General features: G+C 58.1%; 18 protein-coding genes, 1 tRNA gene and 1 riboswitch. Of the genes, 4 read left to right on the top strand and 15 right to left on the bottom strand.

The annotated features are described in order from the left end of the window. Positions 1 to 139 precede the first annotated feature (139 nt). From HMPREF2975_RS10235 to HMPREF2975_RS10275, 9 genes are all read right to left on the bottom strand, one after another. Positions 140 to 1,066, bottom strand: a complete 927-nt coding sequence (locus tag HMPREF2975_RS10235; RefSeq protein ID WP_082628580.1) for a carbohydrate ABC transporter permease — start codon at positions 1,064 to 1,066, stop codon at positions 140 to 142. Then, positions 1,063 to 2,040, bottom strand: a complete 978-nt coding sequence (locus tag HMPREF2975_RS10240) for a carbohydrate ABC transporter permease (protein WP_070727608.1) — start codon at positions 2,038 to 2,040, stop codon at positions 1,063 to 1,065. The genes HMPREF2975_RS10235 and HMPREF2975_RS10240 overlap by 4 nt, the downstream gene beginning before the upstream one ends. 131 nt (positions 2,041 to 2,171) lie before the next feature. Next, positions 2,172 to 3,512 carry an ABC transporter substrate-binding protein gene (locus HMPREF2975_RS10245; protein WP_070727610.1) on the bottom strand — a complete coding sequence of 447 codons (1,341 nt, stop codon included), beginning with the start codon at positions 3,510 to 3,512 and terminating at the stop codon, positions 2,172 to 2,174. 122 nt (positions 3,513 to 3,634) lie between these two features. Beyond that, positions 3,635 to 6,619, bottom strand: a complete 2,985-nt coding sequence (locus HMPREF2975_RS10250; RefSeq protein ID WP_070727615.1) for a family 20 glycosylhydrolase — start codon at positions 6,617 to 6,619, stop codon at positions 3,635 to 3,637. A gap of 132 nt (positions 6,620 to 6,751) precedes the next feature. After that, the gene (locus HMPREF2975_RS10255; RefSeq protein WP_070727617.1) at positions 6,752 to 7,228 is read right to left on the bottom strand and encodes a hypothetical protein; all 477 of its coding nucleotides are present in this window, start codon (positions 7,226 to 7,228) and stop codon (positions 6,752 to 6,754) included. Between the two features lie 853 nt (positions 7,229 to 8,081). Continuing rightward, a tRNA-Arg gene (locus HMPREF2975_RS10260) sits at positions 8,082 to 8,154 on the bottom strand. Positions 8,155 to 8,342: 188 nt separating this feature from the next. Beyond that, entirely contained in the window at positions 8,343 to 9,272 is a 930-nt protein-coding gene (locus HMPREF2975_RS10265) for a universal stress protein (protein WP_058237245.1), read from the bottom strand. Between the two features lie 188 nt (positions 9,273 to 9,460). Then, on the bottom strand, positions 9,461 to 10,183 hold the full coding sequence (locus HMPREF2975_RS10270; RefSeq protein WP_227469374.1) for a C40 family peptidase: 723 nt from the start codon (positions 10,181 to 10,183) through the stop codon (positions 9,461 to 9,463). Positions 10,184 to 10,239: 56 nt separating this feature from the next. Further along, positions 10,240 to 10,411, bottom strand: a riboswitch (cyclic di-AMP (ydaO/yuaA leader). Between the two features lie 96 nt (positions 10,412 to 10,507). Next, positions 10,508 to 11,197 carry a metal-dependent transcriptional regulator gene (locus HMPREF2975_RS10275; protein ID WP_058237879.1) on the bottom strand — a complete coding sequence of 230 codons (690 nt, stop codon included), beginning with the start codon at positions 11,195 to 11,197 and terminating at the stop codon, positions 10,508 to 10,510. Positions 11,198 to 11,459: 262 nt separating this feature from the next. Here HMPREF2975_RS10275 and serC point away from each other — a divergent pair, with 262 nt between their 5' ends. Continuing rightward, positions 11,460 to 12,617, top strand: a complete 1,158-nt coding sequence (serC, locus tag HMPREF2975_RS10280) for a phosphoserine transaminase (protein WP_070727620.1) — start codon at positions 11,460 to 11,462, stop codon at positions 12,615 to 12,617. 16 nt (positions 12,618 to 12,633) lie between these two features. Here serC and HMPREF2975_RS10285 read toward each other — a convergent pair whose 3' ends face one another. The 4 genes from HMPREF2975_RS10285 to HMPREF2975_RS10300 all read right to left on the bottom strand — a co-directional run bounded on the left by HMPREF2975_RS10285 (position 12,634) and on the right by HMPREF2975_RS10300 (position 16,762). Beyond that, entirely contained in the window at positions 12,634 to 13,950 is a 1,317-nt protein-coding gene (locus HMPREF2975_RS10285; RefSeq protein WP_058237247.1) for an MFS transporter, read from the bottom strand. Positions 13,951 to 13,980: 30 nt separating this feature from the next. Continuing rightward, positions 13,981 to 15,354, bottom strand: coding sequence for an NCS2 family permease (locus HMPREF2975_RS10290; protein ID WP_058237880.1), 1,374 nt, complete (start codon positions 15,352 to 15,354; stop codon positions 13,981 to 13,983). Between the two features lie 225 nt (positions 15,355 to 15,579). Then, positions 15,580 to 16,392: a DUF3027 domain-containing protein gene (locus tag HMPREF2975_RS10295; RefSeq protein ID WP_070727623.1), complete on the bottom strand. Its 813-nt coding sequence runs from the start codon at positions 16,390 to 16,392 to the stop codon at positions 15,580 to 15,582. Continuing rightward, positions 16,385 to 16,762 (bottom strand): cold-shock protein, encoded by a 378-nt coding sequence (locus HMPREF2975_RS10300; RefSeq protein ID WP_058237249.1) that lies wholly within the window; start codon positions 16,760 to 16,762, stop codon positions 16,385 to 16,387. The genes HMPREF2975_RS10295 and HMPREF2975_RS10300 overlap by 8 nt, the downstream gene beginning before the upstream one ends. A gap of 271 nt (positions 16,763 to 17,033) precedes the next feature. On the opposite strand from HMPREF2975_RS10300, the gene HMPREF2975_RS10305 reads away from it, so the two are divergent. Continuing rightward, positions 17,034 to 19,112, top strand: a complete 2,079-nt coding sequence (locus tag HMPREF2975_RS10305; protein ID WP_070727625.1) for a TPM domain-containing protein — start codon at positions 17,034 to 17,036, stop codon at positions 19,110 to 19,112. A gap of 135 nt (positions 19,113 to 19,247) precedes the next feature. Here HMPREF2975_RS10305 and HMPREF2975_RS10310 read toward each other — a convergent pair whose 3' ends face one another. Beyond that, on the bottom strand, positions 19,248 to 20,321 hold the full coding sequence (locus HMPREF2975_RS10310) for an alpha/beta fold hydrolase (RefSeq protein WP_083314556.1): 1,074 nt from the start codon (positions 20,319 to 20,321) through the stop codon (positions 19,248 to 19,250). Between the two features lie 139 nt (positions 20,322 to 20,460). On the opposite strand from HMPREF2975_RS10310, the gene HMPREF2975_RS10315 reads away from it, so the two are divergent. Continuing rightward, entirely contained in the window at positions 20,461 to 21,177 is a 717-nt protein-coding gene (locus HMPREF2975_RS10315) for a PspA/IM30 family protein (RefSeq protein WP_070727629.1), read from the top strand. 138 nt (positions 21,178 to 21,315) lie between these two features. Then, positions 21,316 to 21,879: an NYN domain-containing protein gene (locus tag HMPREF2975_RS10320; protein WP_070727632.1), complete on the top strand. Its 564-nt coding sequence runs from the start codon at positions 21,316 to 21,318 to the stop codon at positions 21,877 to 21,879. Positions 21,880 to 22,571: 692 nt separating this feature from the next. Here the strand turns inward: HMPREF2975_RS10320 and HMPREF2975_RS10325 are convergent. Further along, positions 22,572 to 24,320, bottom strand: a complete 1,749-nt coding sequence (locus HMPREF2975_RS10325; protein ID WP_058237254.1) for a glycerol-3-phosphate dehydrogenase/oxidase — start codon at positions 24,318 to 24,320, stop codon at positions 22,572 to 22,574. Between the last annotated feature and the right edge of the window lie 201 nt (positions 24,321 to 24,521).

The following is a 24,521-nucleotide window of genomic DNA, read 5'->3' on the forward strand; positions in this document are numbered from 1 at the left end:
ACGCCCACCCCATACACACATTTCGAGCATTAACCCAGCATGCCGCTGTCGGGAACAGCGAATGGGCAAATAAAAACGTGTGCCGAGTGCAGCTGACTGTTGCCAGCTGCACTCGGCACACGCCCAAGGACTGTCTGCCTTATCCCTTCACTGCGCCTGCAGCCAGGCCCGCCCGCCAGTAGCGCTGCAAGGCAAGGAAGAGGACGATCAACGGGATAACACCTAAAAGCGCTCCCAGCATGACCGCACCCTTTTGAGGTGCGAAGTAGCTCATCATGCCGTACAGGCCAAGGGTCACTGGTTTGATCTCCGGGGATGAGACCATCATCAGCGGCAGCAGGAAGTTGTTCCATGTCTGCACGAAGATAAACAGGAAGATCGTGACCATCGCGGGGCCGAGGAGACGCAGGACAACTGTGAAGAAGATACGTACCTCTCCGGCTCCGTCAATGCGTGCCGCCTCCAGCAGCTCGGTCGGCACTGATGTAGACGAATACACCATGCCGAGGAACACACCAAACGGTGAGACCCAGCTTGGAATAATGATCGCCAGCATGGTGTTGGTCAGACCAAGAGAGTGGAACACGATGTACAGCGGCACTGTCAGCAGTGCTATCGGGATCAGCATACCTGCCATGATGGTTCCGAGTACGATTTTCTTTCCCGCGAAGTTGAACTTGGACAGTGCGTAGCCGCACGCCACTGAAATCAGTGTGCCGATGACGCCGGCAACGGTTGAATACAGCAACGAGTTTCCAACCCAGCGCCAGAAGAGGCCACCAGTCCATTCGTTGAGCTTGTAGTAATTTTCCGCCAGGTTCATGCGTGCGAACCAGAAGCCGTTCGAGGAGGCAAGGTCAGCGTTGGTTTTTGTGGATGAGAAGATGACCCACACGATCGGGATCAGGAAATAGATCAGCGCACCGATCAAAACAACAGCTGTGATGACGCGTGCAAATGTGGACGGTGCCAGCGACCGTGGAGGTTCGGGTCGGCTGCTTTCACGGCGTGCGGCTGGCTTACGGAATTTTGCGCTCCATGGACGAGTGTGCGTTGCGATGCTCATCGGCTGACCTTCCGTTGGACCAATGCGTAGATTGCGGCAAGAACACCCGCAATGATCGCCATCACTATTGACACGGCGGAAGCCGGGCCGTCACCGGATGGTGAAAGTGTTCCCATCATGGTGTTGTAGGACATCATCATCGGCGTGTAGTCCTTACCCATCCAAGTGTTGACTGTTTCCATTACTGTAGGTTCGTTGAACAGCTGGATCGTGCCGATGATCGACAGAAGAACGGACAGCAGCAACGCGCCTCTGACCATGGGGACCTTGATATGTCGGACAACTTTCCAGCCGTTCGCACCGTCAATGTAAGCCGCATCGTACAGGTCGTGAGGAATTGACTGAAGCGCGGCCATGAAGATCAGCATGTTGTAGCCCGTGTACGTCCATGTCGTCATATTCGCCATCGACGCGAGGATGATGTTCTTCGACATGAAGTCAATGCTGATGCCAACTGATGCCAGCCCTTTAACAATCGGGGAAATCTCGGGGGTGTACAGGTACAGCCACACCATGGCAGCAACAATTCCAGGAATAGCGAACGGAAGGAAGTAGCCGAGTCGGTAAACGGTGACGTGGCGAGTCAGGAATGAGTCGAGCAGAAGCGCCAACCCCAAAGCAGCCAGTGTCATGACGGGGATCTGGAAGAGCGCGTAAATGAGAACGCGTCCGACACCTGCCCAAAAGCGCGGATTTCCCAGCACTTCCTGATAGTTCAGGAATCCGACGAACTGTTCAGTACTTTCGCCGCCGCCAAATAGCCCGCCTCCTTTGGGAACCAGTTTGAAGAAGGACTTGTACAAGGACACGAAGATAGGAATCAGGAAGACGAGGACGAATGACAGGAAGAACGGGAGCGCGAAGCCCCAGCCTGCAATTGATTCCCTCCGGGCGCGCCTGTTCGATCCGCGGCGTGGCGTGGCGTGAATGGATGATGTTCTCGGTGAGTCCTGTCTCACCGTTGTCCCTGTCATACCTCTACTGCTCCTTTGAATCATCTACGGCAGGCGCGCTGAGCATATGCGCTGTATGTTCGTGGCGTATACAGTGATCAGTCGGCCAGAACGCCTGCATATCTGTTCTGACCGACTGATCATCGTGATAGTTATTCGGCAACCGGCAGACCGTTGTCCTTCAATGTCTTAATTGAAGTCTCCTGTGCTGCCTTGTAGACGTCAGCGACTTTTCCTGAGCCGTCTGCAGCGCCTGCCGCAGCTTCCTGCATCTTCGGCACCACTGCCGAGAAATAGGGCATGAAGCTGAAATTAGGCGCCATTGCTTCGTTGGCCTTTGCGAGTTCAGCGAAGACATCCTGACCACCGTAGAAGCTCATCACAGCTTCCGGTGTCTTCATTTCGCCAAGCGCGGCCACGACTAGGCCTTGGGAAACGAGGTCATCGATCTGAGTGTTGAACCAGTCGTTGAATTCCATGGCCTGTTCGGGGTACTCGCATCCCTTCATGACTGCCGTACCGGACCCACCGTCAGGTCCGGTCAGTGCGCCTGCACCATAATCGGGGAGCTGAGCGACAGCCCATTTGCCTTCATTGTCGGTGCCCTTCATGGTGTCCATGAGCAGAGGAGCTTCCCAGCTGGCGCCGACAGTGCCAATGAGCTTTCCTTCGACAAGAGCCTGGGCGAATGCGTCGCCCCAGCGCTCGAGAGGCAGCGTGGTCTTGTCGTCGAGCATCTTCTGCCAGAAGTCGGCAACGACTGCGGACTTGTCTGAGTCTGCGTTGACCTTCCACTGGTCATTTTCAGGTGTATACCACTCACCACCAGCTGCAGCGGCCTGAGCGCTGTACCAGTGTGCTTCGTCAGGCAGGAATGCTGAGATGTACTTGCCGGCTTCAGCAGCCTTCGCAGCTGCAGCCTGAAACTCTTCGAGGTTCGTCGGAACATCGATGCCGAGCTCTTCAAATGCAGCCTTGTTGTAGTAGTAGACCAGCGGGCCGGTATCCTGCGGCAGGCCAACGGTCACGTCGCCGACCTTCATCAGGTTGAAGACGCTGGAGTAGTGATCTTTGTACTGATCCGCCAGCTCGGTCACGTCCTCGACCAGGCCTTTGACATACATTTCGGGGACTTCGGCGTATCCGAGCATCGCCAGGCAGGGGCCCGAGTTAGCCTTGATATCCGTTTCAAGTTTCTTGATCATTTCGTGTGCGGCACCATCGAACTTCGTTGTGGTGACGTGAATATCAGGATGCTCCGCGTTCCAGCGGTCAGCAATTTCCTGTACCTTCACCATGCCGTCGCCGTCAGGCAGACGGTGCATGTAAGCAATCTCCACTTTTCCGCCGTCACCAGCCGGAGCGGCCGTTGACTGACCGCCAGATGCGGAATTCGACTCACCGCCGTCACCATTGGAGCATGCTGCAAGTCCCATCATGCTGAGGGATGCCACCGCTCCGAGAGCGGTCACCTTCTTCAGTGAATTGGCCATCGTGTTGTCTCTCCTTCGAGCTTGAATGTCTGAGGCTCTTGACGCAAACCTCAAGTTCACATAAATAGTACCCGTGCCACATGGATCTTTGCCAAACCGATCCTCGTGACACGTAACATTCGTTAACGATCTGTGACACATCGCCGCGTCATCAGTACCACTCCTCCGGCGCAGCCGAGAAGAGCCCCAAACAGTGCCAACGCGCCATTTCCACCGGTTCTTGCAATGAATGTGAGGCCTTCGTGTGAATGGCTGGCGTCGTCATCAGGTTTCACTGCGGGACGTTGGTCTGTTCCCGGTTGAGCAGCCTGGTCACCTTGATTACCGCCATTTTCTCCCGGATTCTCGCCATTGTGAGAATTTTCATCACTTTCCGGATTATTTCCGCTTTGGGGCTCTTCGCAGACTTCGTTCAGCGGATAGGCATAAGCTTCGAGCGCTGCCACGGCGACTACCGGCTGAGCCCACACCTGACTCTTGAGGGTCAGGCGGATAAATCGTCCTGTTGTTTCCGGCAATTCAATAAGCTGCCATGAGGTGCCTTCGACAAATTCACCTGAGACCAGTGGTTTCGTCCAGTTTTCTCCATCAACGCTGGTCGCGACTTCAAAGTGGCGAGCCTGGCCGTTCATGCCGATTTGACGAGGCCAGTAGTTCAGTGCCGTGATGCGCCTGACTTCTCCAAGGTCGATGGTCACCCAGTGCGGGAAAGGGAGGATTTCTGGCTGCCATTGCGAGTGCCACAGTTTTTCGGGGTCAAGATTGAGCACATTCTCCGGCAGTCCGTCCCAGTTCGAATCGGAGGCTGACGCTTTGAGCGGGACGAACGTGTAGCGGAAACTTGCCCCTGCCTGCGTGCTGTGTTCCTCTGCCCCATCGTTCCAACTCACGGTTGCCAGAACTTGTGTCTGACCGAAATCAGCACACCGTGGAGAAAGGACAAGTGGCACCTCGACGCTCTGGCCGTCTTCAATGGTTTCCGGAATGGCGCCTGTCGATTCGACTGTCCACTTTGGTGTTTCCTCGACGGTGAGCTTCACGTTGGTCACTGTTGCTCCGCTGTTATTTGTCAGCACAGCTGTGATGGCTGCTGATTCACCGTAGTGAACACGTGGTTCGTCAAAGTTCAGAGCCAGGCCGAAAGCTCCAACTATCTTCCAGCGGGCCTGCGTCTTGTCATATGGGAGCTGCGCAGCGCGAACATCCTTGTCAGCCATCAGCATCATTGACGCCGCGTTCATCACCACCGCGTTGTTGTGGTCATTGCTGATCTGCCACTTTTGTCGTGACGTATCACTGCACGCGGCCAGAGCCAGTGATCCGCCCTCGTCAGCTGGAACCTGGAGGCGTGTGGGCTCACCTGCCAGGTCAAGACACTTGCCGGTCACGGAGTCTCTGATCGTGAAGTAGCCGTCATCAGTTTGCTGGACGTTCCACACATACCGGTTCTGAGTCAAATGCGCTGACTTGTCATCAGCGACATTCAGGTATCGCCCATTGTCTACCAGTTCGATCGTGTAATTCCCATCGCGCAGCGTGGGTTCCGTGGGTGGTATCCACTTTGCTGAATGCCCCAGTGTGTCGATCAGCGTCTTGAACTCGTCCCATGTATCCAGTTCGTATGCGTCTGACCACGTAATCTGTGCGACGTAGCGCACCGGATCATTCTGGAGGCGTTCGACCTGGTTCTGAGTCTCGGCAGCGCTGTTATCCGGCCACAGGCTCATCTTTGCGCCCAAAACGTTGGGATGAGGCGCGCCCAATTCCCCGACCTTTTCGTCCTTGTCGAAGTTCGCTACGCTGAAGCGTTCGCCATAGAGCCTGGGGGTGTCGATTTTCAGCGAGCCGCGCGTCTGATAGAGCGCCACATTCGCATTCATGACCTGATGACCGCTGTCCACTAGGTTCTGTGCTTTTCGATCCTTGGCCAGCCAGTGTTCCACAATGATGTCGGTGTCAAGAGCCTGAGTTCCGGTCTCAAGCGGGTAGCCGTCATTCCAGATTCGCAGCGTCTTTCCGTACGTGTCCTTGACGTAGTCGTTGACACGGTTGACAAAATCCACATATGCATCGCGCGGAATTGCGGACTGGCCCCACTTGTTCTTCGCATACTGCGCCATCTGCGGGAAGTCTTCGTATCGTCCCCAGATGTATTCATCTGCTCCCATGTGCCAGTACTGTGAGGTGAACAGCTTCATGTACTCGTCGATCAGGCTGGTGTAGAAGTCGAATGCTTCAGGCGTGGTGATATCCAAGTCGCCCTCGTATTTCTTGCCGTGCCTGTCGGATAGCTGCAGGTCCGGATAGTTTCTGATCCATGGTTCCATGTGTCCGGGCGAGTTGATCTCGGGAATCACGTCGATTCCTCGTTCGGCCGCATATTCCAGAATGTGGTGAACCTGGTCGGGCGTGTAGTACCCCCATTCGCTTGATTTCGGGTAGTTTTCGTTGGGGATCTTCACTTCCAGCAGCACCTGGTTCAGCTTGAAGTAGGCCATGTCGTCGAGGAGACGCTCGATGTAGTCCATCGACAGGTAGAGCCAGTTCGCTGAGAGGGTCACGCCGCGCTCAGCGTAAGCGGGCTGGTCGTCGACTTGCCCACGCGGGACGGTGAGCTGCTGGGAGAAGATCTGCGCGACGGTTTGGCTGCCGTACAGTGCTCCAATTGACGAGGGCGACGCGATGCGCACCGAATCATCAATCGTCAATCGGTAACCTTGCGCTCCCAAGTTGTTCAGGCTGACGTCCTGCATGATCGCAATGTCGCCGGATTCGGCCTGTTCGATCGGAACGATTTCATGAGAGCTTCCTGTGGCGCGGTCAAGTTCGCTTTTCAACGCGCTGGCAGCCAGTTTGGAGTTATCATCAGCCGCAATCTTCGCGGTGGCGCCAAGCGTAAACGTCGTGTCCTGGAGCGTCCATTGTCCGGTCAGCGAAGGAATGACATGTGGCATAGCGACTGCTTCGGCGACTACCTCGGAAGCTGTTGCGGCACTGTCAGCCGAGTCTGCTGCATACGCAGCGTCTCCACCTCCCACGCCGAGGGCAAAGCACACGACTGCTGCAATGCCGAGAACGCATTTATACCTAAAGCGATTATTCGTCATATTCTTCTCCAATGCATTCATCGTTGAATGGCATCGAGACTAACATCATGCTGTCGCTTTGTCTGCCGGTCAGGGCAGTAGTTTGATACGTCTTGACCGAGTCAGCATGGCTGTCCATTGTCGGTTTTGGACTCAGCTCTTTGTCAGTGTAAGAGACGGATCCTTGACGACATATGCCTCGCCTCCCGCATAGTCAGTGAAGACCGCATATCCGAACTCAGCATCGAGTGAGTAAAAGGCCGATTGCCATCGTCCTGTTTCCCCATTCATCAGTCCTGTCGAGCAATTCTGGCCTTCGATAAAGCCTGGCTGATCAACCATCTTCATCTCATTTCCATTGATGTCGTAAGCGGCCAAGTTGAACTGATAAGGACCATGACATTCTTTGTCTACGGTTTCACTTGTCGTATTAGTCCACATGATGTCGAAGTACCACAAGCGCTGCCCCTCCGGAGGGACAAAACTTGGCTCGTAGTCGGGAAAAGCAGAGTTAATCATGTCTCTCTGCTCGATGGTCACCACGGTGAACGTCGCGGAAGGCAGAACAATCTCCTCTCCGACGGTGTAGGTGTCGACCATTTGCTCGGTGGGTTCGGGTTTCGAAGGCATCGACTGCTGTGTTGGTATAGAGGACTGTTCGGCCGTTGTTGTCGCGGTAGTCCCGCTCTCTTTTATCGCCTCATCTGTCGAATTCGCTCCGCATGCACTGAGTGCGAGGGATGCTGAAAGTGCGAGGGATGCTACGAGCCGAGCTCGCTTGTGAATAAGAGTATGCACGTACTCATATTACGGCACGTCTGGCAACAGCACTCTCTCGCATCTCTGCTCGCCATCTCGCCCAGCGCTCTGGAGGTACGAAGACGTCCGGGTTCCGAGCATCGTTCGTTGTACAGTAAGTAGTGCTCGCGGTCCCCTTGCGCTTCTTCTGATCAAAGTATCTGACAGCCCCCTCAGACCGCTGGTAAGACAAGCTGCAAGCTTCGACCTGAGTCTCTACAAAATCGTGCAACAAATCTCAGTGGAAGAGCACCCACTCATCGAAGTCATTAGTCAACGGAAGGCCACTGCAGTCCAGCGAAAAGGACTGATCCTCATTTTACGGGAGCACCTATGGGCAGCGAGTCGCTCCACCCTCAGGAACGATTTCGCCGCAGCCCGTAATGCCCCTCACCAGTTTCTACCAATAATTGCTCTCGTCTCCGCAGGGAAATTTCTCGCAGCTATCGCGGATCTTTTCCCGAGCTCAATTAGATAGCGACACGCAACACGTTGCGTAGCTCGTCGCAGGGCTGGCACTCCCCCACAAACTTGAAACTAAGATAGCAACTCAGGCAGACGATTCTCACGCAGCGCCTCTTTGATGCGTATTGACATAGGAATCTCCAACACGCTTCTTAAGCAGACGGTGATTGCCTACCGTATGGACAATCTCCGCGCTCAAGAGAGCAAAACAGTCTTCCCGTGCCCCCGAGACGATTCGAACGTCCGACACCCGCTTTAGGAGAGCGGTGCTCTATCCCCTGAGCTACGAGGGCAGTGCGCCAAGGCGCAAGGAATAGAGTATCACCCTCGTTTTGGTTCACCACATCGCGGCCGCATGCGACTTAGGGCGTCTCAGCTACCTTGCCGCGCTCAGCACTGGCTAGCACACTACCGCCATCTGTATTGAGACGCTCGGAACTGACCAGCGGCACGCTAGGTACCGTGCGCCGCTCCGAACTGACTAGCGGCGCTCCCAAGTGCCTTGCGGCGCGGGTGAGTCATCTGTGCGTTCAGAGGGGACGATCATGACCGGGCAGGTTGAATGGCCCAGAACCGTCTGAGAAGTCGATCCCAGCAAGACCCCTGCAAACCCACCGCGCCCACGTGTTCCCACAACCACTAAGTCAACGGCTGTTGAGAACTCGATGAGAAGCGACGCGGGCGATCCGTCCAACGCGTGACGCGCCACATGGATGTCACGGCCAGCCAGCGCAGAATCAATCGCCATGTTCAGTCCCTGACGCACGTCGGCCAGCAGCGCTTCGCGGTCAATTGACGTCGGCATCCACGCCATCATCGAGTTGCCCTGCGCGATCGGTACCGCCGAAATTGCCGTCAGTTCAGCGTCCCACACTTCAGCTTCATCAATGGAGCGCTTCAAGGCGGCAGAGGCAACCTCGGAGCCATCACTGCCGACCACGATTCGCTCCACAGGGGTGAACGACTTGCCGCTGGTATGGCGCGGCACGACAACCACAGGGCACTTCGCGTGAGCCGGCAAGGCGCTGGAAACTGTTCCCAGCAGCCGATCGGCAAACCCGCCACCGCCGCGCGACCCGACAACGATCATGTCCACTTCTTTGGACATGTCAACCAGGACGCCTGCAGGATCTCCCGGCTCAATCGAACTGGAAACGTGGATGTCTCCCTGCTTCTTCGCATGTTCGACAGCTTCATCGACGACAGTTTGTGCCCCACGCTTGAGAGCTTCGTCGTCCAGCATGGCGTACCCGCCGTCGAGGGCGGCCGCAGAATACGAGGCAAGCGCATAGGTACAGATCACATGGACTCGCGCACCCGTTCGAACCGCGCGGTCACTCGCCCACTTCACAGCAGCCAGAGACTCAGTGGAACCATCCGTTCCGACGAGGATAACTTCCTTGGACCCCATATTGTCCTCCTTCATGAAGTGTTACCACCATTGTGCCTTGAAGTTGGCCTTTGTGGGGCGAATAGAGATCGAAACGGCGTAAAACGATTCCTGCTCGCATGAAAACGTGGGCCTCACCTTACGGTGAGACCCACGCGTGACAATCAGGTCAGAGCCCGCATCCAAGGAGCCCTGCCGCCTTGCTGAGGTCAGTGAGCGACGCGGATGAACTCGTAGCTTCCCCACAGACCCTGGACCTTGGTCACGGATCCAGGTGTGGTGGCTTCGATAACCATTCCGTTTCCGGCGTAGATGCCGACGTGGCCGTATGCGTGCCACACGAGGTCACCAGGCTGAGCTTCCGATGCAGGAACCGACACGCCGGCCGCTCCCTGCGCTCCGGAGGTGCGGGGAATGGAAATGCCCGCCAGGCCGTAGACGTACTGTGTGAAGCCCGAGCAGTCGAATCCAGCCGGTGAGGAACCACCGTAGACGTAGGGCACACCCAGCAGAGACATGGCGATCGAAACAATATCGCCAGAAGCAGCGTTCACTGCGATCGGAGCCTGCTCACCGTCGGTAAGTTCCGCGCGCGCCTCATCGCGGTTGGCGGCCTCCATCCCGTCAGCTTCTTCAGTAGCTGGCGCTGCCTCTTCAGGGGCTGCTGCCGTGACTGCAGCTTCGTCACCGATCAGGTCAGATGCTTTCCAAGCGATGTTCGGAACGCTCAGGGTCGGTGCTGCTTTTTCAGTGCCAGCAGTAATGCCTTTGACGTGAATGGAAGGCGCGTCAGAACCTTCCGGGGTTGCCTGAGCGGTGCCGACAACAGCAGCGGTCAAAGCAAGACCCGTCACGGAAACAAAAGCTGTCCCACGCACGGGCTGAAGGGTAACCGACGATACGGCATCAGTAATCGGTGTCAAGGGTGTCAAAGGGCGGCATGCCTTGCGATGCCGCAGAACGGTTTTCGTTCGTTTCACTTCTTTTAAAATCTCCACTTATTCGCTTACGAGGTCAGCTGTCGGGTTCGGACTGGAGTGTCCGGTCCACTTTGGGACTTCACCCCAAGATCGCCAGGCGATCACGTCAGGTTTTGGGTCCCCCGCGCCAAACAGGTGCTTCCCACGCTCACCATTGTTTGGCTTAAGCGGATGGTGTGTGGGTGGATGCGTCGCAACCAAGAGATACATTAGCGCGTCTACCCCTCAAATGTCACGCAATGGTAACGGTGATGTACGCAATCTTTTGGAGCACCCCTACTTGCGTTCCATCGCAAAGAACAGATGCGGGACGAAAGCCACATTCAGCCGAAGGAAATGAGCGTCCTCGCCCTCGTCGCTGAGCGCCCGAATCAGGACATCTCCCGTCTTCTCATCAGCCACGGCAACCGCCATGACCGTGGGAAACAGGCCGAGTTCTTCGAAGCGTGCCAGCACATCAACCTCTGCCTGGATGGGTTCACCAATGCGTGCAATGGGAGCTACAACACGTTCCGATTCTCTGAGCGCAACCTCCACGGACACTTCCGGACGGTCGATCTCAATACCCGGAAGAGGGTTGCCATACGGATCCGTCTGGGGGACACCTAACAGTTTGACCAGGCGCGCTTCGACCTGTTCGGACATCACGTGTTCCCATCGGCATGCTTCCTCGTGGACGTCCGCCCATCCCAGACCGATGATGTCGAGGAGGAGGCGCTCAGCGAGACGGTGCTTGCGCATCACTTCCCGCGCCCGGTACCATCCGTCTCGCGTCAGTTCAAGGCGTCGATCCCCCAACACGTGCAGCAAACCATCGCGCTCCATGCGCGACACCGTCTGTGAAACAGTAGGGCCGGAGTGACCGAGCCGGTCGACGATCCGGGCACGCAGAGGTGTGACCCCATCTTCTTCCAATTCAAAGATGGCCTTGAGGTACATCTCCGTCGTGTCGATGAGCTCTCCCACTGTGTCCTCCATCCCCATTTCGTGACGTGGTATTAGCCACAACGTTAATGACTTTAGTGTCGAACAGTGAAAAACGCCGCAGATAGCTGCAGAACGCCGAAAAGTCAAGGTGCCTGCCGGCCGCTGTAAACGCTCGTATTCGGAAGGCGGGCGTTGCCTTATTCGCGGCGGTGCTCATGCAGCGCAGATGCTTCGACGGCACGAGTGTCCACCCCGCCAAGGCTGGCACTCTCGAGCCTGAAAAGGGACTACCTTGGGGGCTATGACAGATCAGTTGGACGCTCAGTGCCCTCGCATTCCTGACACGCTCTTGCCTCACGATGGCCGGTTCGGCTGCGGCCCGTCGAAGATTCGCACCCAGCAGCTCGACGCGTTGATGCGTCCACTCGTCATGGGAACGTCTCACCGTCAGCAGCCTGTCCGCTCCATTGTGGCATCGATCCGCAGTGGGCTATGCGATCTGTTCTCCCTGCCCGAAGGGTGGGAGGTCGCCCTCGGCAATGGTGGATCCACAACATTTTGGGCCGTCGCTACGACCTCACTGATTCGCAGGCGCAGCGCCCACGCCGTTTTCGGCGAGTTCGGCTCGAAGTTCGCTGACGAGGCCGCCCGCGCGCCCCACCTTGCCGCACCCCTGATTGTGAAAAGTGAGCCTGGCACGGTGGCCACACTCATTGACGAGGGTGCCGTCGGCCATGATTCAGGGGAACCGATCGACGTTGCGGCATACCCGCATCACGAGACTTCCACTGGTGCTCTCAGCCCGCTGTATCGGGTCAACGTTGATGACTGTCTGACCGTTGTGGACGCCACGTCGATCGCCGGTGGTGTACGCGTCGATCTGAACAATGTGGACGTCTACTATTTCAGCCCTCAGAAGTGTTTTGGCTCCGACGGAGGCCTGTGGGTCGCGCTGCTCTCCCCTGCGGCTCAGGAGCGCGCCGAAAGGTTGCACGGCGATGATGCACGCTGGATGCCGCAGATCCTGGATCTGTCAATCGCATGCAGGAATTCGAGCAAGGATCAGACGCTGAATACTCCTGCCATCGCCACGCTCATCATGCTGGATCAGCAGATTCAGTGGATGCTGGCCGGTGGTGGCCTGCAGGTGATGGAAGCTCGCTGCCTCGAATCTTCGGACGTGCTGTACCAGTGGGCGGATGCGCACTCGCACCTGACGCCGTTCGTCTCCAATGCTCAGTGGCGCTCCCCCGTTGTTGTCACGGTGGACTGTGACGACACCGTCGATGCGGCGCGCGTATGCCGGATTCTGCGTGCCAACGGGGTTGTCGATGTCGAACCGTACCGTAAGCTCGGGCGCAATCAGCTGCGCATCGGTACATTCCCCTCGGTGGAAAGCCGGGACGTTCGCGCACTCGCACAGTGCGTGGACTGGGTGATCGACAATACCCTCGCCTAGCGCCTGAACCAGGTCGCTATCCACCTTCGGATGCGCGTCGGGTGGCCTCGGCCGCATCCTGAGCGGCCCTGGCGCGTTCAACAGGGCCGACCGCTTCGAGCGGGTGGAATGACCAGTGCAGTCGGACGCGGATTTCCCAGTGGATAATCGCCCACACGCCGGCTGCAATAGCGATCAGGAGGGAGAAGATTCCTCCGATCAGGATTGACCAGCGGGCACCGAACTGCTGCCCTATCCAGCCGATCAGCGGGGCTCCCAGCGGAGTGGATCCCATGAAGATCATCGAGTACAGTGCCATGACCCGTCCGCGCATCTCCTCAGCAGTGGAGATCTGGATGGCGGCATTGGCCGCGGTAATCATGGTGAGCATCGCCAGGCCAGTCGGAATCGAAATGAGAGCGAACGACCAGTAGTTGGGTGCAAGTCCCAGAATGATTTCAACCAGTCCGAATGCTGCTGCAGCCAGAACAATCAGGCGAAGGCGCGGTACGCGTCGACGTGCTGCGATAAGGGCGCCGGTCAGCGCTCCGATCGCCATGAAGGAACCAAGAATTCCGTAGTCGCCGGCCTGACGGTGGTAGACCTCTGTGGCCATCATGGCGGAGGTCATCTGGAAGTTCATGCCAAGGGCTGACACCACGGACACGACGATGAGGATCAGGATGATGTCGGGGCGCGAGCGCACGTAGGCGAGACCTTCGCGGATCTGGCCCTTCTCGCGCTTGACGTGGCGCTGAGCGTTCAACTCATCTGTGCGCATCAGTGCCAGCGCAATCACAGGCGCCGCAAACAGCGCACCGTTGATGATGAAGACCCAGCCCGGACCCACCCAATCAATGACCAGGCCAGATAGTGCCGGTCCGATGAGGCGGGCCGAGTTGAAAGCAGTTGAATTCAGTCCCACTGCGTTCGGCAGTGATTCAGCGGGAACAAGTTCGGACACGAATGCCTGGCGGGCAGGTGAATCGAGGGTCGATCCGATTCCACCGATCAGGGCCAGCACGTAGACGTGCCACAGTTGGGCGGTGCCCGTCAGCACGAGGGCACCCAGGATCAGCCCGAGAGCCGCAGTCAAGACCTGCATGGCCTGAATGAGGTGTCTGCGGTTGAGGCGGTCTGCCAGGACACCGGCCCATGGTGACAGCACCAGCAGTGGTATGAACTGCAGTGCTGTCACCACGCCGACCTGGAACCCTTCGTTATCCGTCAGGACGGTGAGAACCAGCCAGTCCTGAGCCACACGCTGCATCCACGTACCGGTCGAGGCAATGATGTTGCCGATGAACCAGTAGCGGAAGTTGGTATAGCGCAGCGAGTGGAAGGTCCGGGACACCTGACGAGCTACTCCTTAAAGGTTGAGCGTTCAGCCAAGCAGTGCGCGCTGAATCGGGCCCAACGCGAAGTAGGCCACGAACAGAATCGACACGACCCACATGAGCGGGTGAATCCTGCGTGCTTTGCCGATCGCTATTTGAATGGCTGTGTAAGCGATGAATCCAACGCCGATACCTACCGAAATCGAGTAGGCGAACGGCATGAAGGCAATCGTCAAGAATGCCGGAATCGCTATTTCGGGCTTGTGCCACTCCATGTCGGTGACCTGCACCATCATGAGGAACCCGACGAAGACCAAAGCCGTTGAGGCAGCCTCGGTCGGCACCAGGTTGACGATCGGTGCAAGGAAGGTCGAGACAAGGAACAGACATCCCGTCACTACCGATGCTAGACCAGTTCGTGCGCCTTCGCCCACGCCGGCCGCTGATTCGATGAAGGACGTGTTCGAGGAGACGCCACCCATACCGCCAGCCATTGCTGAAACGGAGTCGATGAGCAGAATCTGCTTGGATCGCGGCGGGTTACCCTTTTCGTCCAGCAGGTCACCCTCGGCGCCCACGGCCACCATCGTTCCCATCGTGTCGAAGAAATCAGCCAGCATCAGCGAGAAGACCAGCAGAATCACTGCGAGGGGTCCCAGCTTGCCGAATGCGCCGAACATGTCGACCTGGAAGAGGGAGGAGAACTGAGGAAAAGCCACCGGTGCGCCATCGATTTGAGGAACTGACTGTCCCCAGCCGGTCGGGTTTTCGTCGGACTTCTGCCCGATCTTCACGAACGCCTGGATGATGATGGCCAGAACGGTCGATGAGAGGATGCCGATCAGGATGGCGCCACGCACCTTGCGCACGTACAGGATGATCGTCAGGAACAGGCCAAAGACGAAGATCACTGCGGGCCACCCGTCGAGGGAGCCGTCAACACCGAGCTGGACGGGTGTTCCGCCCGGACGGATGATGCCGGCGTTCAGCAGACCGACAAAAGCGATGAACAGACCGATGCCCACAGAAATAGCGGTCTTCAACTGGCGCGGAACCGCCTTGAAGACCGCTTCCCTGAAGCCTGTCAGCACCAGGATCGTGATGAGGATACCTTCCCACACGATCAGGCCCATTGCTTCCTGGAAGGTCAGACCTGATGCGCCGACCAGGGTGAATGCCACCATAGCGTTCAACCCCATGCCTGCTGCCAGGCCCAACGGGTAGTTGGCGACGACACCCATCAGGACGGTCATGATGCCTGCAACAAGCGCGGTGCCGGCGGCGACTGCCTGGGTCGAGATGTTCTCAGGAAGAGCTGACGACAAGATGATCGGGTTAATCACCAGGATGTAGGCCATCGAGAAGAAGGTGACGAAGCCGCCGCGGATTTCCCGGCCCACCGTGGAACCACGTTCGGTGATTTGGAAGAAACGATCGAGACCGTTTTGTGCAACACCGCTGCTTGCAGAACGCTGTGACTGAGCTGCGGCGTTTTTCTGATTCTTTACACTGTGATTGCGCGCATTGTTGCGCTGCTTGGAATTTTTGGAGCTCACCTGAAAATGGTGCCCCGCTCGACGTGACTTTTTCAAGCTGGGTAGTGCTGAAAGAGACCGATATAACGCCGCGCCACCTCGTCAGGCACCTTAAGGCCTCGTCACGGGCACAAATTGACGAGGGAGACCTGCCTGGTTCGCCTGCCCCAGCTCGACCGTTTCCACTCCAAAATCGTTGACGTGAGATGGGCGCACAGGCCACTGAGTTTTCCGATTCGGTGTATCGGTTTCCGAGTGTGCACCACACGCATGGTCGAGGCTGACAACCTTTCCATCGTCCTGAGCCCACTCATTGGCACACACACCAAATACGGTGCGGAACTCCCCTGGCAGCTTCACCAGGAATCCACAGGTCGAACACGGATTATTCGCCAGGCGGCCTCGTGCCGGACCCTGCTGAGAGTGGTACCAGCGTTCGCTGGCACTGCGACGGCCCTCGGTTGAAAGGATGCGCGCACGGCCCAGGCCAAGCTCACGCGTCGTCGGCAGGTCTGGATTCTCCCCGGCGTCCTCGTAGGACTGATCGAGGCGCTCATCATCTGCGCGATACGGCAGGACATCTGAGCGTGAAAGGTCGTCGGGAGTCAGACGCTCAGCCCATGGCACCCACGGCGGTGCAAGCAGCGAGTCGTCACCGGGGATAAGGGCGACTTCGCAGATCGTTGCTTTGCGTCCACGCGGAACGCGGGCAACTGTCACTGCCCATGTCCACCCGCGGTAACCGGGATCGAGGTTGTCGAACAGATGGGTGAGCAAGCGGTCACCGTCGACGCGGATGCCGACGTGTTCACCAACTGTGCCGGGGCGTGCGACGTCTTCAGCGGCTTGGCGCGCAATCTCAACCGCGCCTTCCAGCACGACGTCTTTCTTGCGACTCCTGGGTCGCGTTGTCTTTTCAGGCATCGAAATCCTCTGCGACAGCTTGCAGCATTTTGGCTACCTGTCGCGCATTTTCTGGGTAGTGGCCACGTCGAAGTGAGTTCGACGCGTCATCGAGCAGTTTGATGAGGTCCTCAACAACGGGAACCATGGCTTGGGGACGGCGACGGTGCGCTTTTGCGATGGAGTGAGCTTCCTTAATGACGCGCACGGAAAGAGCCTGGGGCCCTTTACGTCCGTCAGCAACCGAGTACTCAACGCGGGTTCCTGATTTGAGCGTAGGTGTCTCGGGTGGCAGCGCAGAGGCATGGAGGAAAACCTCAACTCCATCGTCTCCACCAATGAAGCCGAAGCCACGGTCAGCATCGAAGAACTTCACTTTGCCGGTCGGCACGATCGCGCTCCTTTTAAAGTAGAGTCCCTCAGGGCAGCTGTGCCGCCCTTCGGGGTCGGTGTGCGCGCCGCGGTGGCGCGCATGTGTCCTGTCTATGATAAGCCGGGAACCTGTCCCGGGCGATTCTCCAGGCTGTTTTTCGCCAGCCGCGCAGCGAGGCGACCGACGGACACCCTCATAAATCTATCGAAGAAACGTCGAAAACAGTAGGCTATCAAGAGAAAGAATTATGCCGACATTCTGATGAAGCGGCAACCCGTGAGGAGCAGCGATGAAGACGTTGAAACGAGCATGGATGCTGGCGATCGGGTTGATTGCCGCTTGCGTGATTGCCTCACCTTCGTGGGCAGTATCTCCCGATGAGCTGGATTTTGAGTCAGGATCGTGGGTGGTGGATCCGTCTTCGATGCTCTCGCCAGATCAGCACTCCACCCTGCAAGAACGTGCATCTGCGGCGCAGAGCGACGGCCACCCGGTACTTTTTGCCGCTATCTCCTCATTTGATTCGCTTTCTCCTGAAGACTGGTGTGAGGACGCCCTCGACAATTTCATCGACGCGACCGGGCAGGACAAAGCGAGCCTGTACGTGCTGGCCTTGGATGACCAGCTTCAGGGCATGTGCGGGCATTCCGAAGCCAACTCAAACCTGTCTGCAGCATTCGACGCGGCAACTGACGTCATCAATCAGGGCAGTGGGGCCATTACGAGCGATGAGTTCGTCGCCGCAAGTACCGCGGTTGCTGATGCCTTGACCAGGTCGGGTGCACCGTCACCGTCAGATTCCTCGTCAGGCTCGCCGTCGCAGTCCGGGTCGGGCACCTCGTTCTGGGCGATCGCGGTGGTGATCGCGGGCTTTCCCGTGCTGTTCATTGCCCTGTATTGGCTCAGGCGCCGCAACAGGCCGCAGCAGGGGCAGCAGGGTGCGCGTGGTCAGTATGCGGATATGAGCACCGAGGAGCTGGTATCGCTGGCGGGTCAACGCCTGCTCGCCGCTGACGAAACTGTTCGCAGTGCCACCGATGAGCTGTCGTATTCTCGCGCCCAGTTTGGTCGCAACCGCACTCAGGACTACGACGAGGCGATCCGCCGCGCGCGCAAAACTGTAGACGCTCAATTCGCGAATCAGCAGAAACTGCTCGAATCAGATGACGAGGGCACGAAGCGACAAGCCGCATTGACTATCCTCCAGGCGCTCGAAGAAGCGATGGGGCCACTCGCTCAACAGCACGACGAGTTCGCTGTGATGCGTGAGAAAGAGGCCAGCGCTGATGAGCGTGAACGCGCTGTTCGCGAACGCATCAACCAGATCGAAGGCAATATTCGCGTTGCCGAGGGCGAATTGCGCACCCTGACGGCTGCATATTCGCACACGATGATCGCCTCGCTGCTCGACAACCCTGAGCAGGCGCGCACCTTGATCGAATCGGCTCGCACTTCTGCCGATGAGGCTCACGGACTGTTGAATACGGACCGCGGGCGCGCCAACCAGCTTCTCGATATTGCCGAGCGCGCGCTGGGTCTTGCGCAGGTACAGGTCGACGCGATTTTGAAGGCGCAGGAAAATGTGGCGCATGCTGCGGACAATCTGTCGCGCGCGATTGCCTCGATCAGCTCGGATCTTGCGGACGTGACGAAGTTGGGTGCCGACCAGGAGGCCTTTGCGCCGATGCTTGCCGATGCGCATGAGGCGGTGGATAAGGGCAGGCTGGCGCTGAAGAAGCAGGCGGATCCGCTGGAAGCCCTGGAGTCGCTACATCTGGCAGAAAGTGCACTCGACGCCGCGTTGGATCCATTGCGCTCCCAGGCTGAGCAGAGCGAGCGCGCAATTGAGCGTGCCCACAAGCAGCTGTCCAGTGCACGACTTTGGATTGAGCGTGCGCGTCAATTTGTGCGCTCCTCGGGCGCTTATTCGCCTGAGGATGCTCGCTCAGCTCTCGCCCGTGCCGAAGAAGCCTTGCGGCGCGCTGAAGAGCTGGTTGACTCCGACCCCGCTCAATCCGAGGAAGCGTCCAAGACTGCCTATCAGGCGGCGCATCAGGCCATCGAGGCGAGTAAGCGTGGCAATCAGGATAATCTCTTCGATTCCGATTCGTTGCTGAGCAATCCCTTCTTGTGGACCCTGTTCGGCTCCACCCTGGGTTCTAACCGCGGCGGAGGCTACTGGGGCGGTTCCGGTTCACGCTACGGTGGCGGAAAGTTTACGCGTCGCGGCGGTGTGGGTGGCTCTGTCGGTGGCAGTTTCACGCGTCGTGGCTCTAGCGGCCTCGGCGGAGGATTCGGCGGAGGATTCGGCGGCGGCTTCAGCCGCGGCGGTTTTGGCGGGAGCTTCGGCGGCGGCTTTAGCCGCTGACGTCTTGGCAGCGCCTTTGGCGGCGATTTCAGCCGCTGGCCCCTCCGGTTCACTGACGACACCGGCTCGCTGGCAGGGAGCCTTCCTGGCGCGCGATTCACTTACTCGCTCGAGCCAGCCAGGCCTTCAGCCACGTCACCGTCCACTCGCGTCAACCAGTGATTTCCTCCCCCCCTTACCACTGGCCTCTATGCGCGCGATAAACGGGAGGACCGCATCAAAGTAACCCTGCGGCCGCGAGCGCCGCACATTGTGCACTCCGCCGTGCACGATCACGCATTCCACACACCGGTTGCCGATTTGGCGCAGGATCTCCATCCCCTCGAGCCCGACCCGCGATTCACCCACAACATCGCCAGTGACAACCAGGGTCGGCACCTTCAGTCCTGCCATGACTTCTTCCCATTTGATTTCGGGCGCGACGACTCCCGTCTGAAGAAGCCGCGGGTCACACTGCTGGCTCGCCCACAGACCCGGTAAAATCTCACTGCTCGGCGCGGCCCCTGCCGCCAGCTCACGCGTCAGTGCACCGACCAGGTCATTCGCAGTTTCTTGAATCTTAGCTGCGCGCAGTTTCCCTCGTTCATGAAGTTCTTCCAGCGAGCGCGACCCAAAACGTGCGGGGTCTTCAGCCACGACTGCGTCCACGAGGTCCGGCCTGCGCAACGCGACTGCCGCCGCCGTCGCTGCTCCCATCGAATGCCCGATCAGGATTGTTCGCGGCCCACGATTTGTGCCCGAGGGGGACGCTGCTTGGTGAAAGATCTGGTGCGAGGGAGATCGTCTGCACGCCCGGTCCCGTTCGATCGCGTTCACAACATCGTCGATCAGCTGGTCGCCTGCTCGCGCAAGTTGATCGTCACTCCAGCGAGGCGATAAACCGTGTCCCCTGGCATCCAAGGCGATAATGCGACGCGAAGGATGCGCCAAGCGAAGCTGAAGGTCGGCCATCGCACCGGCGCAGCTCGTGATGCCGTGGAGCAGGTAGATCGTGGTAGGGGCCGAGGGATTGCCGGTTTCAATGCGCGCGAGCGGCTGGCTGTCTTCATCTGAGTGCTCAGGTGCACCAACCGTGGGTGAGGGTGCGCCCCAGCTGGGAGCGCCGTTCGCAGGTGCGGGCGCACCCTGGTCAGGTGCACCCCGGTCGAGAGCATCGTTCTTCGGTGTGGGTGAGCCCTGGTCAGAGTCACGTGTGTGCCTGTTCAGCATTTCTTGCCCCTTCCATGGCATCGCTGAGAGCCGAAAAGTAGCTGAGTTGTCGTCGTCACCAGGCAGCGGATGCCACAGATCTATAGTATTGAATCGAAGCGTGAGACGAATCACGTCATGAGATACGGGAGGAGCCCCGATGGCAGAGAAGCAGACAATTCTAGGACGGATGGCACAGCTGGCGAAAGCCAACATTAACGCTTTGCTGGATCGTGCCGAAGACCCACAAAAGATGCTTGATCAGCTGATTCGCGATTACACCAACTCGATTGCGGAAGCTGAGAATGCTGTCGCACAAACAGTTGGAAACCTGCGCCTGGCCGAACGCGACCATGAGCAGGACACCAAGCTTGCTGCTGACTGGGGTCAGAAGGCGGCTGCTGCCTCGAACAAGGCTGATCAGGAACGCGAAGCTGGCAACCAGGAGGAAGCCGACCGCTGGGACAAGCTCGCGCGAGTCGCAATCGGCAAGCAGATCCAGTTCGAGAACGAAGCCAAGCAGGCTGAGCCGATGATCGCCTCGCAGACCGAGGTTGTCAACAAGCTCAAGGACGGCCTGGCTGTCATGAAGGACAAGCTGTCTGAGCTGAAGTCGAAGCGCGATTCTCTGGTTGCTCGTCAGCGCACCGCCGAAGCACAGACGAAGGTCAACGATGCGCTTGGCACAATCAACGTGCTGGATCCGACATCTGAATTGTCACGCTACGAGGATCGCGTCCGCCGCGCCGAGGCGCTCGCTCAGGGCAAGATGGAAGTCGCGTCCTCCAGCATTGAGGACCAGTTCGCAGAGCTGGAAACCGATTCGTCGCAGATTGAGATCGAGCAGCGTCTGGCTGCATTGAAGAAGCACGAGTAGTTCGCCGCGTACACGCCGAGATTCTTCAAACGTCCCATCACCTCTATTGTGATGGGACGTTTTATATGTTGAACTTTTAACAGACTGAGTATGAAAACACGTTTCCTTTCTGAAACGCCTGGGACTAATCTGTAATCCATGGATGAAATAACATATTTAGTCGTCGATGGCGAAAACATAGATGCAACATTAGGTATGTCAGTTCTGGAACGCCGCCCTAATCCGGAGGAACGTCCCCGCTGGGACCGCGTTCTCGATGCAGCGACCCACACATGGAGCCAGCCAACGAAAGGATTGTTCTTCCTCAACGGTTCCAATGGGCACCTCCCGATGGGTTTCATACAGGCTCTGACCGCCATGAATTACACACCAATCCCTCTGGCATGCGAGTCCCCCACCGTCAAGGTTGTCGACGTCGGTATTCAAAAGACCCTGTCAGCCATCGCAGAACTCGATGGCGCCTCAGTGATCCTGGCGAGCCATGACGGAGACTTTGTCCCGCAGGTCCGCGAGCTCCTGTCAATGGGGCGCAAGGTCGCGATCGTATGCTTCAAGGAGTTCCTTTCCGCCCAGCTCCAGGAGCTTGTTGACGAGGGACTTGAGGTGCTCGACCTCGAGCATGACCTCGACGCTTTCCAGGTGGTGCTTCCTCGGCTTCAGATCATCGATCTGGACGCTTTCGACCCCTTCGCATTCCTGTAAGCCCCTCCCTCAACGCTTTTCGGAAGCAGCACCTTTCCGATGCGCTCGTGCCGCGATGGCATGCTGGCGTGGGTGTGCTACAGGCTCGGCTTTCTCAGTGACCAAACCCGCGTGAGGAGTCCCAGGTCAGATAGCTCGCAGTGCCCACTGTCCGCTCACCGCGAGCCTCGTACACCATGCCCTAGATCTGTCTTTCGCACATGCACGATCCCCTAGATCTACCCCTCACACATGCACATACCCCTAGATTCTCCCTGTTTTTTGCACGATCCCCTAGATCTAACGCCCCGTCATTGTGCCGCGTTCCTCAAAACGCAGGTCACAAGACATTCCAATTTTCGAGGGATGTCCTGTCCTCTGTTGATCTAGGGGGTTATGCACAAATCCCCCTAAGATTTAGGGGTTCGTGCAGGAGAGCATTCAGGATCTAGGGGTTCGTGCACGAAAGAGGTTAAGATCTAGGGCATTGTGCAGCGAGCGGTACATGGCCTGATCAACGGAGCACCCACGACAGGCCCAACGAGCAACCGGTCAAGATAGTGCGGACTCGTGGCGACAACCGGTCAAGGTCTTACGAGGCCACGCTATCCGGGGTAAAGCGTGAGGGTGCATCATCCCCGAGCCTCCGCGCAACGCACCGTTAGCCAAGCGGGGCGACGCGGCGTTGACCGGGAACAAAGCTGAGTGCTGATTCAGCCCTGGACGTCAGGAGCAACGTCCTTGAAGGGCCGGATCGGTTCTACCTGCTCGCGGACGGCCTGCGCTTGCTTCTCATCCCAGATGCCTTCGGCTTCACGCTCAGCATCGCATCGCGCCTGATACGACGCCTTCTCACGCGCGGTCGTTTCTTCATCCCAATCCAGCATTGCAGCCGCGATCTGAGCCACCGCATCCAGGGATTCCACTCCGCGATCCTTGTGCTCATAGTGGATGCGGGTACGACGTGTCAGCAGGTCCTCGATGTGCAGGGCTCCCTCGTACGCAATGCCGAATGCAATTTCCGCCCTGAGATATTCGGGCGCGCCGGGCAACTCGTCTCCGAGAGAAGGATCCTCCTTAATCATTGACAGCACCAACTCGATATCGGCCCCGTATCGATCCAGGAGATCTTCGACGTGGTCGACGCTTAGACCAGACTCCTGCGCCAATTTCTTGCGGGATTCCCACATCGCGAAGTAGCCGTTCGCTCCCTCGAGCGGTGTCTTTTCTGTGACGCACGGCTTGTTCTTCGCCCCAGAGCCGAGCGCAAAGTCCACTGCGTCCTGCGCCATCTGGCGATACGACGTCAGCTTGCCGCCCGCGATCACCGTCAGCCCAGGAGCGGCTTCCGTCACCGTATGTTCACGCGACACTTTCGTGGACTTGGTTTCGTCATTGTCGAGGGTTCCGGGTTGAAGCAGCGGACGCAGACCGGCATACGTGCCGATAATGTCGTCACGCGTCAGCGGGGTCGCCAGCACCGAGTTGGCATGTTCAAGCAGGTAGTCGATATCCTCCCTGTCGGCAACAGGTTCGAGGCGATCCTCATGGTAGGCGGTGTCTGTCGTGCCGATGATCCAGTACCGCTTCCACGGAATAATGAAAAGAACGGATTTCTCGGTACGCAGGAAGATACCGACTTTCGACTTGATCGCATCTTTGGGCACCACGATGTGAATACCTTTCGATGCCAGAACTTTCAGTCCCCCGCCGGTGTGCGCCAGCGACTGCGTTTTCTCAGTCCACACACCCGTCGCATTGATGACGCTACGAGCTTTGATATGCAAGTCTTCGCCAGTTTCGAGGTCCACCACATGCGCCCCTCGAACCCGGCCAGAGGAATCCTGATCAAGTTCCTGAACCTGAACCCGGTTGGCAGCCAGCGCACCGTAACGCACCGCCGTGCGCACAAGCGTCACCACCAGGCGCGCATCATCTACACGCGCGTCGTAGTAGACGATCGATCCTGTTAACGCATCGGGTTTGATGGCGGGCGCCAGCTTCAGGGACCCTTTCTTCGAGTAATGCTTCTGGATCGGAACAGACCCGCGGTGCGCAAACTGGGCCAGTACGTCATACATCCCGACACCGATAGCCGAATACGTGCGCTCAATGACCGGAATCTTCAACGGCCACAAGAACGGCTGCGCCTTCACCAGGTGAGGAGCGTTCTGCGTCAGCAGCAGACCGCGTTCCCGCAAGGATTCGTTCACGAGTTTGAAGTCGAGTTGGTACAGGTAGCGCAACCCGCCGTGCACCAGTTTCGAGGAGCGCGACGAGGTACCCGAGGCCCAGTCCTGCGCTTCCACGATTCCCACCCGCAGGCCACGCGTGGCGGCGTCAACGGCGATACCTGCTCCTGTCACTCCGCCACCGATGACGAGTACATCCAGCTCGGGGCCTGACGCCATCTCCTGCAGGGCATCGTGTCGGGCTGTGGGTGATAGAACTGGGATACTCATCTGCGTCTCCATCGATCGTGTTGTTGGACCGTACTTCTTTATCGCGACATTGAGTCGCGCTGCCTGCTCGCGCTAATCGATCACGCTCTTAGACGCGCTTCTCGATCGTGCTTGACGAGTTGTTGCCTTCATTATCTCAGAAATGCACGTCTACCCAAAGGTGTTGGGCATTTGTGCATGAGAGACTGGGAGTCGTGAGCA

It is taken from the genome of Actinomyces sp. HMSC065F12 (assembly GCF_001814535.1).
GTDB lineage: Bacteria > Actinomycetota > Actinomycetes > Actinomycetales > Actinomycetaceae > Pauljensenia > Pauljensenia radingae_A.

Excerpts from the sequence above, each read along its gene's own strand:
- HMPREF2975_RS10250 (WP_070727615.1), bottom strand. The coding sequence starts at position 6,619 with ATGACGAATAATCGCTTTAGGTATAAATGCGTTCTCGGCATTGCAGCA.
- HMPREF2975_RS10265 (WP_058237245.1), bottom strand. The coding sequence starts at position 9,272 with ATGGGGTCCAAGGAAGTTATCCTCGTCGGAACGGATGGTTCCACTGAG.
- HMPREF2975_RS10310 (WP_083314556.1), bottom strand. The coding sequence starts at position 20,321 with ATGCTGAACAGGCACACACGTGACTCTGACCAGGGCTCACCCACACCG.
- HMPREF2975_RS10325 (WP_058237254.1), bottom strand. The coding sequence starts at position 24,320 with ATGAGTATCCCAGTTCTATCACCCACAGCCCGACACGATGCCCTGCAG.
- HMPREF2975_RS10295 (WP_070727623.1), bottom strand. The coding sequence starts at position 16,392 with ATGCCTGAAAAGACAACGCGACCCAGGAGTCGCAAGAAAGACGTCGTG.
- HMPREF2975_RS10315 (WP_070727629.1), top strand. The coding sequence starts at position 20,461 with ATGGCAGAGAAGCAGACAATTCTAGGACGGATGGCACAGCTGGCGAAA.
- HMPREF2975_RS10235 (WP_082628580.1), bottom strand. The coding sequence starts at position 1,066 with ATGAGCATCGCAACGCACACTCGTCCATGGAGCGCAAAATTCCGTAAG.
- HMPREF2975_RS10305 (WP_070727625.1), top strand. The coding sequence starts at position 17,034 with ATGAAGACGTTGAAACGAGCATGGATGCTGGCGATCGGGTTGATTGCC.
- HMPREF2975_RS10320 (WP_070727632.1), top strand. The coding sequence starts at position 21,316 with ATGGATGAAATAACATATTTAGTCGTCGATGGCGAAAACATAGATGCA.
- HMPREF2975_RS10240 (WP_070727608.1), bottom strand. The coding sequence starts at position 2,040 with ATGACAGGGACAACGGTGAGACAGGACTCACCGAGAACATCATCCATT.
- serC (WP_070727620.1), top strand. The coding sequence starts at position 11,460 with ATGACAGATCAGTTGGACGCTCAGTGCCCTCGCATTCCTGACACGCTC.
- HMPREF2975_RS10255 (WP_070727617.1), bottom strand. The coding sequence starts at position 7,228 with ATGCCTTCGAAACCCGAACCCACCGAGCAAATGGTCGACACCTACACC.
- HMPREF2975_RS10245 (WP_070727610.1), bottom strand. The coding sequence starts at position 3,512 with ATGGCCAATTCACTGAAGAAGGTGACCGCTCTCGGAGCGGTGGCATCC.